This is a genomic window from Streptomyces sp. UF-297 (assembly GCF_058245575.1).
Genome location: NZ_JBSIBZ010000013.1, coordinates 30862 through 43324 on the forward strand (window position 1 = coordinate 30862; position 12463 = coordinate 43324).

General features: G+C 68.7%; 16 protein-coding genes and 1 pseudogene. 10 read left to right on the forward strand and 7 right to left on the reverse strand.

From position 1 onward, the window contains the following. Positions 1–91 precede the first annotated feature (91 nt). On the reverse strand, positions 92–1255 hold the full coding sequence (locus tag AC4IJH_RS10520) for a serine hydrolase domain-containing protein (protein WP_490851324.1): 1164 nt from the start codon (positions 1253–1255) through the stop codon (positions 92–94). Positions 1256–1627: 372 nt separating this feature from the next. On the opposite strand from AC4IJH_RS10520, the gene AC4IJH_RS10525 reads away from it, so the two are divergent. Then, a complete protein-coding gene (locus AC4IJH_RS10525; RefSeq protein WP_490851325.1) occupies positions 1628–1765 on the forward strand; it encodes a hypothetical protein in 138 nt (45 codons plus the stop codon). Positions 1766–1769: 4 nt separating this feature from the next. Then, positions 1770–2546 (forward strand): MerR family transcriptional regulator, encoded by a 777-nt coding sequence (locus AC4IJH_RS10530; RefSeq protein WP_490851326.1) that lies wholly within the window; start codon positions 1770–1772, stop codon positions 2544–2546. A gap of 1079 nt (positions 2547–3625) precedes the next feature. Here AC4IJH_RS10530 and AC4IJH_RS10535 read toward each other — a convergent pair. From AC4IJH_RS10535 to AC4IJH_RS10545, 3 genes are read right to left on the reverse strand one after another with little or no spacing between them, the layout of a single operon-like run. Then, a complete protein-coding gene (locus AC4IJH_RS10535; RefSeq protein ID WP_490851327.1) occupies positions 3626–3910 on the reverse strand; it encodes a DUF397 domain-containing protein in 285 nt (94 codons plus the stop codon). Positions 3911–3932: 22 nt separating this feature from the next. After that, complete coding sequence (locus tag AC4IJH_RS10540; protein ID WP_490851407.1) at positions 3933–4157, reverse strand: DUF397 domain-containing protein; 225 nt, start codon at positions 4155–4157, stop codon at positions 3933–3935. Beyond that, complete coding sequence (locus AC4IJH_RS10545; RefSeq protein WP_490851328.1) at positions 4153–5046, reverse strand: helix-turn-helix domain-containing protein; 894 nt, start codon at positions 5044–5046, stop codon at positions 4153–4155. The genes AC4IJH_RS10540 and AC4IJH_RS10545 overlap by 5 nt, the downstream gene beginning before the upstream one ends. Before the next feature lie 497 nt (positions 5047–5543). On the opposite strand from AC4IJH_RS10545, the gene AC4IJH_RS10550 reads away from it, so the two are divergent. The 3 genes from AC4IJH_RS10550 (at position 5544) to AC4IJH_RS10560 (ending at position 6475) form a co-directional block, all read left to right on the forward strand. Continuing rightward, positions 5544–5969 carry a hypothetical protein gene (locus AC4IJH_RS10550; protein WP_490851329.1) on the forward strand — a complete coding sequence of 142 codons (426 nt, stop codon included), beginning with the start codon at positions 5544–5546 and terminating at the stop codon, positions 5967–5969. Further along, positions 5966–6193, forward strand: coding sequence for a hypothetical protein (locus AC4IJH_RS10555; RefSeq protein ID WP_490851330.1), 228 nt, complete (start codon positions 5966–5968; stop codon positions 6191–6193). Before AC4IJH_RS10550 ends, AC4IJH_RS10555 begins: the two co-directional genes overlap by 4 nt. Before the next feature lie 102 nt (positions 6194–6295). After that, entirely contained in the window at positions 6296–6475 is a 180-nt protein-coding gene (locus AC4IJH_RS10560) for a hypothetical protein (RefSeq protein WP_490851331.1), read from the forward strand. Positions 6476–6887: 412 nt separating this feature from the next. Here the strand turns inward: AC4IJH_RS10560 and AC4IJH_RS10565 are convergent, their stop codons facing one another. Continuing rightward, positions 6888–7079: a hypothetical protein gene (locus tag AC4IJH_RS10565; RefSeq protein ID WP_490851332.1), complete on the reverse strand. Its 192-nt coding sequence runs from the start codon at positions 7077–7079 to the stop codon at positions 6888–6890. Between the two features lie 198 nt (positions 7080–7277). Between AC4IJH_RS10565 and AC4IJH_RS10570 the strand changes: the two genes are divergently transcribed. Beyond that, positions 7278–7985, forward strand: a complete 708-nt coding sequence (locus AC4IJH_RS10570) for a GntR family transcriptional regulator (protein WP_490851333.1) — start codon at positions 7278–7280, stop codon at positions 7983–7985. A gap of 45 nt (positions 7986–8030) precedes the next feature. After that, positions 8031–8312 carry a hypothetical protein gene (locus AC4IJH_RS10575; RefSeq protein ID WP_490851334.1) on the forward strand — a complete coding sequence of 94 codons (282 nt, stop codon included), beginning with the start codon at positions 8031–8033 and terminating at the stop codon, positions 8310–8312. Here AC4IJH_RS10575 and AC4IJH_RS10580 read toward each other — a convergent pair. Continuing rightward, a pseudogene (locus tag AC4IJH_RS10580) lies at positions 8304–8431 on the reverse strand (IS630 family transposase); the annotation flags it as partial. The gene AC4IJH_RS10575 and the pseudogene AC4IJH_RS10580 overlap by 9 nt on opposite strands. Positions 8432–8531: 100 nt before the next feature. Here AC4IJH_RS10580 and AC4IJH_RS10585 point away from each other — a divergent pair. Continuing rightward, positions 8532–8792, forward strand: coding sequence for a hypothetical protein (locus AC4IJH_RS10585; RefSeq protein WP_490851335.1), 261 nt, complete (start codon positions 8532–8534; stop codon positions 8790–8792). 287 nt (positions 8793–9079) lie between these two features. Beyond that, positions 9080–9802, forward strand: a complete 723-nt coding sequence (locus tag AC4IJH_RS10590; protein WP_490851336.1) for a L,D-transpeptidase — start codon at positions 9080–9082, stop codon at positions 9800–9802. Between the two features lie 62 nt (positions 9803–9864). Here the strand turns inward: AC4IJH_RS10590 and AC4IJH_RS10595 are convergent, their stop codons facing one another. Continuing rightward, a complete protein-coding gene (locus tag AC4IJH_RS10595; protein ID WP_490851337.1) occupies positions 9865–10914 on the reverse strand; it encodes a Dyp-type peroxidase in 1050 nt (349 codons plus the stop codon). Between the two features lie 67 nt (positions 10915–10981). On the opposite strand from AC4IJH_RS10595, the gene AC4IJH_RS10600 reads away from it, so the two are divergent. Beyond that, the gene (locus tag AC4IJH_RS10600) at positions 10982–12325 is read left to right on the forward strand and encodes a right-handed parallel beta-helix repeat-containing protein (RefSeq protein WP_490851338.1); all 1344 of its coding nucleotides are present in this window, start codon (positions 10982–10984) and stop codon (positions 12323–12325) included. Positions 12326–12463 lie beyond the last annotated feature (138 nt).

Genomic DNA, 12463 nt, shown 5'->3' on the forward strand with positions numbered 1-12463 from the left:
GAGTTGAGCGAGCTCAGCGCGGCCCGGTTCGCGCTCTGGCCGACGTGCGGCCGTAGGAAGCCCACGGTCAAGGCGTACGGGCCCGAGGTGCTCAGCCCGTCGGCCGAGTGGGATCGGCCGCCTCGTCAGCCGACTCGGTCTGCCCGCCGCGGAACACCACCTCGACGAGCCGCTCCTGCGCCTTCAGAAAGGCCTGGGCCAGGGACAGTGCGGCGTCGTCCACGTAATTCAGCGCGGCGGTCAGGGTCTTGCTGCCGTCGGGCGTGCTGTACATCAGCGCCGCGTGGCCGCCGTGACCGCCGTTGTGGAAGAGGACGGTGCCGCCGTTTTCGCCCACGTTCTGCACGCGCAACCCCAGGCCGAAGCCGCTCTCGGGATGCGGCGTGCGCATCTCGGCAAGGAGCGGGGCCGGCAGGAGCTTGCCGCCCACGAGGGCGGAGATGAACGTGTGCAGGTCCTGGGTGGTGGAGATCATGTCGCCGCCGGCGGAGACCCAGGAGGGGTTCTGGCGGGTGACGTCGACCGTCTTCTGCTCGCCGTTCTCCTCGTACCGGTAGTAGGCGTGGGCGTGCGGTTGGGGGATCTCCGGCGAGGTGTACGGCACCACGGTGCCCGACAGGCCGAGCGGCCCCAGGATCCGTTCCTGCGTCACCCCGGCGCACGAGCGGCCGGTGACCTTCTCGACCAGCAGCCTGGCCAGTACGTAGTTGGTGTTGGAATAGCTCCAGCCCGCCCCCGGCTCGAACCGCGCCGGCTTGGACAGCGCCAGCCGTACCAACTCCTCGGGCCGGTAGGTCTTGAACCGGTTGTCCACCCACTCCTTGCCCGCGATGGTGGAGGGGATCCCCGGCACCACCGTCCCGTCCTCGTAGAGCTCACCGGTGAAGTTGAACACCCCGCTGGTGTGCTGCAGCAGCCTGCGCACCGTGACCCGCTCGTCCAGCCCGAACTCGGGCAGGTAGTCGGCCACCGGGGTGTCCAGTCCGACCTTTCCTTCGGCCACCAGTTGCAGTACCAGGGTCGCGGTGAACGTCTTGGTGTTACTGCCGATCCGGACGTGCCCGTCGGTCGGCGGCTCGGCGGTCTTGCCCAGCTCGGCCACCCCGGCGCTGCCCACCCACTCACCCCGCTCGTCGTGCACGCGCAGCTGCACTCCGGCGATACCGGCATCGACGATCTCCTGGATGGCCTTCTGCAGCTCCGGGCGATCCGGCCCGGCAACGGAGTTCTTCGTGGTGTGGAGGGACTCACCCATGGTCATTCCTTGTCTCGCGAAAGCAGGTGTACGGCGCAGTTCGACAGCACACCGTGGCGTGGCCCTGGTGGCGACCGGCCCCTTCGAAGGGGCACTGCGATGAGCGTGCACCCTGACCCAAGGTCAAGGTCAACCTCCATCGCGACCATGGGCTGACCGGGACCGATCGCAAGTCCCCGGCCTGGAGCAGACGTTGGCCGCGGACCGCGCCGACCCGTACTCCGCGATCGCCATCGAGTCCCACGCGCTCCACGCCGCCCTCGGCCCGGCCCCCGGCACGTTGACCGTCGCGGCGCGGTACGTGGTCGCTCGGGTGCCGGCCTCGGCGACCAGGGGGATGAGCTGGAACAGAGGCGCGCTACCCTCGCCCCTGTGATCGCCCACAACCCGTACCGCCAGGCGAGCGCGAAGGTCGCCGGCGACCACGGCTCGAGCCTGCGCAAGGACTCCCCGGCCGTCGCCGACGCGATTCGCGAGATCGCAGCGGCCCACGATCTGGAGGTGCGCTGAGCCGATGGCAGACGGACTCACGATCGGACAGGCGGCGGCGTTCGTCGGCATCACGATCAAGACCGTGCGGCACTATCACCGGCTCGGCCTGGTCGCCGAGCCGGAACGTGACGGCTCCGGCTACCGGCGATACGGATCGGCCGACCTGCTCCGGCTGATCCAGGTCCGGACCCTGGCCGGGGCCGGCGTACCGCTGGCCGAGATCGGTGACCTGCTCGACGCCGATCCCGAACGGTTCGCCGCCGCCCTGGACGACGTCCGTCGCCGGCTCACCGAACGGATCGACGACCTGATCGCGCGCCGCGACACGCTGCACCAACTCACACATGGCGACCGAGTTTTGCTGCCCGAACGGGCCTGCGCGGTCTTGGACCAACTCGCCGATCTCGGCTTCAGCCCCGACTACCTGGCCGCTCAACGGGAGGCCCTGGTGCTGACCCGGGCGCTGGTTCCGGAGATCTTCGACAGCTTCCTGACCCGACTCGAAAACCTCCTCGACGATCCCGAGGACGTAGAGCTGACCAAGCGCGGTTGGGATGCGAGGTCTTGGAATCCGGACGACCCGCGGATTGAGGAACTGGCGTCCGCGCTGGCCGACAAACTGCTCGCCAACCGCGCGCTGCTGACGATGCCGGCCGGATTCGAGAACCGGTCCGACGCCGCCTCCCGGTACGGACTGGTCAACCACCACCGGGAAGGCCAATCGCCGTCCATCGCCCGGTTGAACGCGCTGGTCGAGGCGAACCTGCGCGCGGCCGGCATCGATGTCCCGCGTCAGTGACGGCCCCCAGCAGACCTGGTGCCGCGGCGGGACACCCACCTTGTCCCGCCGCTTCCTGGATGGGAATCCGCCCGGCGGACTCTGAGCTTGATCACCACATGCTCACCGGCGACCGGGAGCTCAGCAGGGCACCGCACATGCGAGCCGCGCACCCGCGGAGACAACTGTCACACGCCAGACAGAGTGCCTCCTGTCCCGATCGCCCGGACCTCGATGCGCAAGGCACCGTTGGCCGTTGTGACCGTGATGCCCTGCACACCCGGTACGTTGGTTAACAGGGTCCCGCACGGATGGCCCTTCACATCCTTCATTGTCCGGACGGTGCGGCCTCGGCGGTGAACTTCGGATCGCGGGTGCCTCAAATCCCGTCAGGCGTTTGTACATATCGGCCGGTGCGTCTGCGACACGAAGAAATACCCCAACGCGATTCGCGAGAGGACATCGCTCTTGTGGCAGGCAGCGGACGCCGCGGGGTCGGACGCCGCTACTCGGTACGTGCTGCGGGCGACGTACAAGTGCCACGTGGTGGAAGACGAAGACGTCTTCACACGGCTTATGCAGCTTCGGGCGTGATAGGGAGAGTGCGGAATGGAAGCCAGCGGAGTGCATCCGGCGACGGCGCGTCTGGCTTGGTACTCCGACTATGTGCACCTGCCTGCGAACCGTCAGCAGATCAGCTGTCCATTCCAAGCCCCGGCGGCGCAGATGATTGCAGCTTTGCCAGATGGACTGGAGCTGACAGCAGGACCACGCAAGTTGCTGGAAGCCAAGCACTGCTGTGTGCGGGCTGCCCGGGACGGGACGGGCACGGAGTAGAGGCAGCGCCGGGCAGGCGCCGGTCTGGATAGGCCGTGGGCCCCCCGCCGTGACGGCGAGAGAGCGGGGCCCACGTAGCCCCTATGGTCCTGGGCGGTGCGCGGGGTGTTCAACGAGTGTGGGAAATGTGGCCGGAACGATACTCTGTGGTGCAACGAGGCCCGACATGGGTGATCGGGTGTGGCGACAAAGGGACGGTGCTGCTCCATAGTTGAAGCAGCACCGTCCCGGGGTGGCCCCCTACTTCTCCTAGGGGGCCACTGTCATAAGGTAGTGAACTGATCGGTTGTGACGCTGGTAATCAAGGCCGCGAAGGAATGAGCGCTGAACATCAGGGTCGGGTCTTCTTTGTCCTTCGAGTCACGCACCGCCACACGTGTCGCCAATCCGGCAACTTCAACGCAGGCCCCGCCTTGCGCTTCGCTATGAGATGACGTGAACCACGCAGAACTCGGGATCAGGTCGGCGACTTCGACGCACGCTGCGCCACCTTCGCCACTGTAGGAGGACTTGAGCCACGTGGGTTCCGGAATCGAGCTCCGTCCCATGGTGCTCACTTCCTTCTGTCGGTCAGCTTCCGTCGATCCTGCCCGCTGACACGTGGTCGACAAACTCAGACCATGCAATGTCGGTGAATAGCAGCGCGGGCCCCGCTTTGTCCTTGGAGTCCCGAACAGCCAAGCGTGCCGACACGATCGCGATCTCTATACACGTGGCGCCGCCCTCGTTGCTGTAAGACGACTTGACCCATGCTTCTTCCGGCGCTAGTTGAGACGCCCGGACGTGAGTGTTAATCGGACCACACCTCTCTCATTAGTCGGTCGATGAAGTTCGGCGTTTCGGCCTTCGGCAGCGCGCCATCGCGCATGGCGTCAAACCTTTGACCGAACAGCCATACATCATCGCGGTTGTCCATGACAGTGACGGTTTTCGACGTATCCATCTCGACAAGACTGTCGAGACCTTCGTCGAAATCTAGAAGGACGAAGTTGTCACCGCAGCGGTAGGTGTGTGCCTGGTCTGGAATGATGCGGATGGTGACGTTTTCCAGCTCCGTCAGCCGGATGATTTCTTCGCACTGCTCCCGCATAATCTTGGCCGTCCCCATCATGCGGCGCAGCGCCGACTCCGCAAGGATCACCCACAGGCGCAGCGGGTTGTCCTGCGTGAGAACGTCTTTTCGCTCCATCCGGATGCGGGTGTTGCGCTCCACCCACTGCGTTGTGCGTTCGTCAACCGGCTTGGCCATGTTGAACAGGGATTGCGCATAGTCTTCGGTTTGGAGCAGCCCGAACACGACGTTCTGTTGCCAGGCCCGCATGATCCGGGCGTCCTGCTCCAGGTCGACGTAGATGGGCATGCCCGACGGCATGACGTGCTTGAACGGGGTCCACGGATTCCGGCTCGTGGCCTCCCGCTGTAGACCGATCAGGAGCTGGCGATGTTCCTTGTCATCTACGCCGTAGGCATCCAGGAGGTGCTCCAGCTCGAACAGCCGGATGCCGCTCAGGCCGCTTTCGACGCGTGACACCTTGGACTTGAGGGATGACCGATTCCCGCCTCCCGTGGCCTCTATTACCTTGTCCACGGCGCCGTCCTGGGTTAGTCCTGCCTGCTCCCGAAGTCGCTCGAGTTCTGTGCCCAGTTGACGCTTGCGGAACGTGACTCCGCGTCGTGCTGCCACCTGATCGCCCTCCTAGAGCGTGTCTGGGGGCGCTGCTCGTCATGAGAGCTACCCAGTTCGCCGAATCGGCACCCTTGCTCGCTGATCCCTGCACTCAGCTCGCAAGCTTCCTTCGTCAGCTTCCCTGCTCGTGCCCATGCTCCCGCAGGGGCACTTGCCATTTCAAGCCGAATTGACGATGAGGTTGCATGTCAAATCGCAATTGCAGCAGGGTAGTTGGTGCCGGGCCGGCCACCTCCCAACGGGCCGTCTGGCAGTGCTGCCGCGCGGACACGCGAGTGGGCTCCAGCGTGGCAGCCCGGTCACCACAACGCAGGCCCCGGCTCTCGTGCTGCGGGCAATGCGACACCCCCAGCGGTGCCGCCGTCTGTCGACTGGTGGTCGGTGGCGTACAGGCCGGGGAGCGTGTCTGCTGCACGTGCCCCTCTCCGGCCTGTACGCCACACCCCGGCCGCACCCCCACGGCCAGGCAGAGGACGGCGACCCGGGAGTACCTCATGAAGCAACCCCACAGCACCATGCACCTCGACCGTGCAGGGCTGACGGTCCTCTATACCTGCGTCCCCCCTGCGCGGGGCGCAGACGCGGCGGCCACCGTCGCGCTCGACTGTCTGCGCGCCGAAGCCCGACGCCTCCAACTTCCCCTGGCGCAGCCCAAGTCGGGGTTCGTGGACCGTGTGAGCATCGACACCGCACCCCCGCTGTTCGAACGCGACGCCTTCCAGAAGGTGCAAGCCCTCGTGGAGAAGGGCGACGTACGCAACCTCCTGGTGTCCTCGCTTCCCATGGTCGACTGGAACCCCTTCCACCGCCCCCAACTCAATGACTGGCTACGCCACTTCGGCGTCACCCTGTGGGTCCTTCGGGCGAAGTTTCCCGTCCTGGAGCGCGTCCCCGACCTCGCCGCTGACGGTGCCCTGTGAACATCCACGCCGAACCCGACACCGGAACCGGGCAGCTCGCGATGGGTGACAGAGTGCGCGCCCCACACCCCCAGAAAGGCCTCGTGTACGCCATCGTCCAGGCTGACCCCGGCACCTACACCCAAGGCAAAGTCTGGGTCCGCCAGGAAGCCCCGTCAGGCCACCCCATCCGGGTGATTGGGCGCGGCTGGGAAGCCTCCATCGCCGAAGTGAAGAAGGCCTGACCGGTGCTGATCCCCGTCCTGGTGGCCGCCGTCATCGGCTGCGTCATCGTCGCCATCGCCACCCGTAAACGCTGAACCAACAACAGACAGGAGCCAACCGCCATGCCGCTCCCCACCCGAACCCCCTACGCCACCCTCACACCCCGCCGCAGGCCCCCGCGCGGGCGCGTCTTCGTCACTGGCCGGCGCACCCTGCCGGAGGCCACCCCCACCCCCGACTCCGGGCATGACGGTGGCGCGGGCGTGTACGAGCGTCAGTGGTACCGCGTCATCACCCCATGACCCGACGCACCCGCACCACGCTGCATCTCGCGTACTTCCTGCTGGTGATCGCCTTCGTCCTCGGCGTCGGCATCGCACGAAGCCACTAGCAGCAGAAGACCACCGGGGTGCCCAGCAGCAGCGCCGGACACCACGGGCGCGTTCCTCACGGAGGCCCCCACCATGCCCAGCGGGCCCAGTCGGCGAAGGAACCTCCCCGACGAAGGGGGGAACGCGCACGGCCCGCCCCCACGGGGCGGGCCACCCCACGGCCTCCGCCCCGCCCCGCCGTCAACGGCAGGGCCGGGCGGAGACCTCCAGCCACACCCGCCCGTACGAACCACGCGGACCGGGTGTGGGCAGCCCATGACAGTACGGCTGCCATCGGCCCGCCAGGCTCGCGCACCTGGCGGGCCCTCCCTCGCAACCCCGGTCAGCCGAAGGCGACAGCGCGGCAGATGAGTGCTGCGACCGTCAAGGGCCCGCCCACCGCATCCGGCACATCCCCGGCGGCGGGCAAGAGATCGTCCCCGCCGTCCGCCAACAGCCCAAGCTCGAACACATTCCCGTATCCGGGTTCATCTGGATCGGCCTGCTCGCCGTCGCCCTGCTCGCGGCCGGACACGCAGTCTGGCCCTGAACGCGAAGGCACCCGCCGGGTCTTGCAGGAACTGCTCAGCGGGCGCCGCGTTCCCTGGCCCTCCACAAGAAGCCCCGCCCCACGCAGCAGAAACCCGCGGATCGCCGCCTGACAGTTCGCAACCTGCCAGCGCGGCCACACTGCGAACACCGCACCAAGGAAGCATGTCTGAGTCAGAACTACATGCTGCCGCCCACGCGGTCCCGCCACCTGTCCCCAGCCGAACGCCGACGCGTTGCCGAAGTCCTGGCCGGCCTCCGCGAGGGCATCGGCAATGGACAACTCGTCCCCGGCCAGATCGTCACCTACCCGCAACTGTGCGACACCTACAGCACATGCTGCGCCGTTGTCGCAGCCGCACTGTGGCTCCTGCGCCGCGACGGCTTGATGGAGACCCGCCCCCGCCTGGGAACCCGCGTTGTCATCGACGGAGAAACCTGGAACACCCCAGGAAGGGACACCCAGGTTCCGCTGACGGTGTACGTGGAGTCGATCATGCGCGAACGCCTCGCCGACCGCATCTACCCTCCCAGCACCCGGATACCGACCCTGGACCTCCTCGCCGAAGAGTTCGGCGTCTCGGTAGCCACGGTGCGCGGCGGACTTGATCCGCTCTTCGCAGAGTTCTACCTGCTCACCCAGCCCCGACGGGATCAGGGAACGATGGTCACCAACCACGTAAACGACGTTCCCCGGCACCAACTGGTGCGGCTGGCCGACCGCCCCTCCCGCCCGCGCGGCACCCGCTATGTGGTGTGGGGGGAGAGCAAGACCCTCGCGCAGTGGAGCCGCGACGAACGGTGTGCGGTGACCTACACGGTCCTCAAGGCGCGATTCATCACCCACGAATGGCCGCTGAAGGAAGCGATCACCACCCCGGCGCAGCACTGAGCCCGGATTGCGCTGAGGGCCTGACGAAGGGCATTTCCACCGGAGTTGGTCGACGAGGCCATTACCGAGAACGGACGGCGTGAGGTCCGGCAGCGGAGCCTGGCGGCTCGGGTGGTGCTCTGCGGGAGTCCTTTTGTCAGAGCGAACCACTGGCTGCTGATTCCCGACCTCGACGGGAACGCGTGTGAGGCGGAGTTCGTGCTGGGGCGTGGCGAGGACTGCACATCGAAGATCAACTTGCGGATGGCTCCCGATCTGCGCGCCGGGGAGGAAGCAAAGCCGCACCACCACCCCAGGCTTGTCACTTATTTCGGCTTATCAGGATGACGTTGGGATGTCGAGGGTGCCGGGCCGGTTCCGGCTACGAATCCGTCGAGGGAGGAGGGCCGGCTCTGAAGACGCTTGAGGCGGTTGCGTACGGGCGCCTCCAGCCGGTCGAGGGCGCAGCGTTCGACGTCCGCACCGCCGCCGGTACCGCCCACAGCGTCACACCCGGCGGTGTAGCGATCAGCCTGTCGACCAGCGGGCGTTGATCGAGGCGAGCCGTTGATCGGGTGCGGGCGGGTTGCGGCAGCGACGGGTACGGACAGCGTCAAGCGCGGCGAGGGCTGGGATGGCTACACGGGCAGGGCCTTCACGGTCGCCTGGGGCCAGCTCATCACCGGCCCGCTGCGCCCTGCCGACTCCGGGGCGACGGGCGAATGCGCCGAGCCGCTCTTCGAGCACGCCTTCACCACGACGCCGGGCGGTCTCACGATCCGGGACTTCCTGGTCGTCAAAGCCACCAGCCCGCTCACCCGCGCGTAGCTCCGGTGGCCGGCCCGGCAGGGACCCCGCCGGGCCGGCCATCGCGGCCTGTGTGTCCTGTGACGTGGGCGAGCGCGCTCGCGGCCCGATGCTGTCCGGGCTGACAGGGGCCCGCGGATTTCACCCGATCGCCCGCTACAAGGTTCCGCCACCTGCCGCCTGCGAGATTCTCCTCAGGGGCGGCCGGATGCCGAAGAGCCACCGGCCTCACGGGGGTGCGACTGACCGCTGTCCATGGAGCTCCGCCCGAATCCGGAGCGGAGCTCCTCGACGCATGAAGGAACGCCATGAACCGACTCAGAGCCGCAACCGTGACGGCGACGCTGCTCACCGTGCTGGTCCCGGTCACCGCGGCCGAGGCAGCCCAGCGGCCGGACCTCACCGGCGCCTCCGCGGCCGTCGCCGCGTGTACCGCCGACACCGGGCCCTACCAGCGGCAGATGGAGCGCTATCTGCGCCGGAAGGCCGACGGCAGGCAGTCGACCGCCGACTGTGAGGCGATCCGGCGCTTTCAGACCAAGCACAAGGTCCGCCCGGCCAACGGCTCGGCGAACCTGCGGACGTATCGCACGATGCTCGTGGCGCAGGCGGGCAAGAAGCCGAACAAGGCCGGCAAGTGCCCCGTGCGGCGGTACAAGGTGACGTGCGTGGACATGAACCGGCAGCTGCTCTGGCTGCAGCGCGGACGCAAGGTGCTCTTCGGCCCCGTACCGATACGGACCGGACGCGACGGGCTGGAGACCCGCAGGGGATGGCACCGCGTCTACCGGAAGCACAAGAACCACTTCTCCAGCCTCTACAACCGCGCGCCGATGCCGTACGCGCAGTTCTTCGACCGCGGCCAGGCCCTGCACGGCACCCCGCACGACCTGTACAACGGCGGCGGTTCGGCGGGCTGCATCAATCTGCGGCTGGCCGATGCGAAGCGGCTGTGGCGCCTGCTGAAGGTGCGCAACTGGGTCTACGTCTGGGGTACGAAGCCCGGCACCGCCCGGGCGGGCCAGGGCTGATCCCGGTCGGGCCGGTGCGGCGGTGCACCGCGCGGGCCCGGAGCGGTATGCGGCAGGGGCGGTCAGCGCAGCTCGTCGCCCAGGGACTTGCCGGGGAGCGGGGCGGCGAGGACGTGCCCCACGGCGGAGGCCCGGTGCTCGACGAAGGCGTTCATCGCGTCGGAGGCGGCCAGCCGTTCCTGGACGCGTACGAACAGGGCCGGGTCGCGCATGTAGGCGAGGAAGAGCAGGCCTTGGTCGCCGGCACCGTCGTCGTAGGAGTAGCCCCGGCGCAGCATCCGGGCCCCGCCGTCGAGGCGTGAGTGGGCCAGGCGGATATGGGCGTCGACCGGAATGTCGTAGCGGCCCTGCGGGGACTTGGCGTACAGGTTCACCGGGTCGTGCTCGCGCCGGCCTCCCAGGGGGGCTCCGCTGGCGCGGTGGCGTCCGACGACCTGCTCCTGGCGGGGTACGGACAGGGCGGTGAAGGCGTCGACGGCCATGTGGATGCGGCGGTAGACGAGGTAGGTGCTGCCGTCGCCGTTCCACACCCAGCGGGTGAGTTCGTCTGCGGCGGGGTTCTCCGTACCGTCCTTGAACCCGAAGAGGTTGCGCGGGGTCTGCCCGGTGGAATGGGCCGGAAGGAACCCGGTCTGCCGCCAGCGCGGGGTCAGGACACCGGCGGAGCGGGCGGTGAGGCGGGCGCCGGCGCGGTCACAGGCGGCCGCGCTCTGGCCGCAGAGCTGGACCAGGACGTCGCCGCCGCCCCGGCGCGGGTCGAGGCGGTCACCGGGGAAGAGCGGCAGGTCCTTGAGCCGGGGCGGGGCGGTCAGGCCGAGTTTGCGGTACAGGCCCGGGCCGGCGGCCACGGTCTGGGTGACGTCCGGGGCGGGGTGGGACCACCAGTCGGACAGGGCGCGGCGGACGGCCGTGGCGGTCGGCCGGGCGGGGGCCAGGTCGTAGGCGACCAGCAGGACATGGGCGGGCTGTGGGGTGGCGATGCCGTGCTGGGGGCGGGCCAGTGGCCGGCTGTCGGAGGCGCTGGGGTCCGTGGGGGAGGGGCCGCAGGCGGCGACCGCGGCGAGCGGAGCGGTCAGCAGGGTGCGGCGGCGGGGCGGGGGCAGGACGGTCACCAGGACTCCAGGGCAGGGATAGCACAGGGTCTGCCGGACGGCGCGGCGTGACGATACACCTTCTGCCATGAGATCTCTTGTCACGAAATGCCGGACACGTAGCTGGAGTTCGCGGTCCGGATGGAGCGCGGCGCTGGCCGCGGCGGTGCTGCTGGCGCTGGCCGGGTGCGGAACCGCAGGCCCGGACGGCAAGCCCGGGCCGACCGGCCCTCCGGCCGTGCTGCGGGTGCCGTCCCAGTACCCGTCCATCCAGGAGGCCGTGGATGTCGCCCGATCCGGGGACGTGGTGCTGGTCTCTTCGGGTGTTTACCATGAGAGCGTGGCCCTGCGCCGGCCCCGTGTGGTGCTGCGCGGCACCGACCGCAACAAGACCGTCATCGACGGCCAGTTCACCCGGGCCAACGGGATCACCGTCACCGGTGCCGAATCGGTGGTGGAGAACCTGACCGTACGCAATCATCTGGCGAACGGTGTGCTGTTCACCGGCGTCACGGACGAGCGCCTGCAGGGCGCGGGCGCGGGCGGCGCGGGTTACGACCCGCTGGACACCGCCAAGTTCCCGCCGCTGAAGGGCTTTCGGGCCTCGTACGTGACCGCGTACAACAACGCCCTGTACGGCATCTACGCCTTCGACGCGCGCAGCGGCCTCATCGAACACTCCTACGCCTCCGGGCAGTCCGACTCGGGCATCTACGTGGGGCAGTGCGACCCCTGTGCCACCGTGGTGCGGCACAACACGGTGGAGCACAACGCGGTCGGCATCGAGGTCACCAACGCCTCGCGGGAGCTGTACTTCCTGGCCAACACCGCGCGCCGCAACCGGGTCGGCCTGACCGTCAACTCCAACAACCTCGAAGCGCTCGGCCCGCAGCACGAGGCCGTTGTGATCGGCAACACCATCACCGACAACAACGACGACCGCAGTCCGGAGCAGGCCGACGGCGGCTTCGGGATCGGCGTCGGGATCGGCGGCGGCACCCGCAACCGCGTCGAACGCAACCGCATCGAGGGCCACCGCGCGGCCGCGCTCGTGCTGAGCGACGTCCAGGGCTATCCCGTACGGGGCAACCGCATCCAGGGCAACGCCGTTGACCGCGGCGGCCTCGCACTCGTCCTTGCCGCGTCGCGTACCGGCGGGAACTGCTTTACGGGCGGGGGACCCGCCGCCACCAGCCCGCGGCCGCTGCCGCCCGCCGTGGCCTCCTGCCCCGGCGGTGATGTGCCGCTGCCCCGCCCGGGCACCCCCGTGCCGGTGAAGGTCCCGCCCGGTGTCTCGTTCCGGCAGGTCGCCGCCCCGCCCCCGCAGGAGCAGATGCCCGGCGCGCAGAGTGCCGGAGCGCGGCCCGCCACGGGGCTGCCCGGCCCGGTCGACCCGGGGCACTACCGATTGCCGGCACCGGTCGCCGGCTGAGAACCGCGCAGCGCGCGGAGCCGGCCGAGGAGCGCGACGCGGCGCTGGGGCGGGATGCCCCTGACCGCCGTTCGGGGAGATCTGTACCGTTTCGCCGGTAATTGGGCGTGTTGGTAAAGATTTTGTGCGGATTCTTCG

Coding starts and splice junctions, on each gene's coding strand:
- AC4IJH_RS10600 (WP_490851338.1), top strand. CDS start 10,982: ATGAGATCTCTTGTCACGAAATGCCGGACACGTAGCTGGAGTTCGCGG.
- AC4IJH_RS10535 (WP_490851327.1), bottom strand. CDS start 3,910: ATGGGACGGAGCTCGATTCCGGAACCCACGTGGCTCAAGTCCTCCTAC.
- AC4IJH_RS10590 (WP_490851336.1), top strand. CDS start 9,080: ATGAACCGACTCAGAGCCGCAACCGTGACGGCGACGCTGCTCACCGTG.
- AC4IJH_RS10550 (WP_490851329.1), top strand. CDS start 5,544: ATGAAGCAACCCCACAGCACCATGCACCTCGACCGTGCAGGGCTGACG.
- AC4IJH_RS10560 (WP_490851331.1), top strand. CDS start 6,296: ATGCCGCTCCCCACCCGAACCCCCTACGCCACCCTCACACCCCGCCGC.
- AC4IJH_RS10520 (WP_490851324.1), bottom strand. CDS start 1,255: ATGGGTGAGTCCCTCCACACCACGAAGAACTCCGTTGCCGGGCCGGAT.
- AC4IJH_RS10530 (WP_490851326.1), top strand. CDS start 1,770: ATGGCAGACGGACTCACGATCGGACAGGCGGCGGCGTTCGTCGGCATC.
- AC4IJH_RS10570 (WP_490851333.1), top strand. CDS start 7,278: ATGCTGCCGCCCACGCGGTCCCGCCACCTGTCCCCAGCCGAACGCCGA.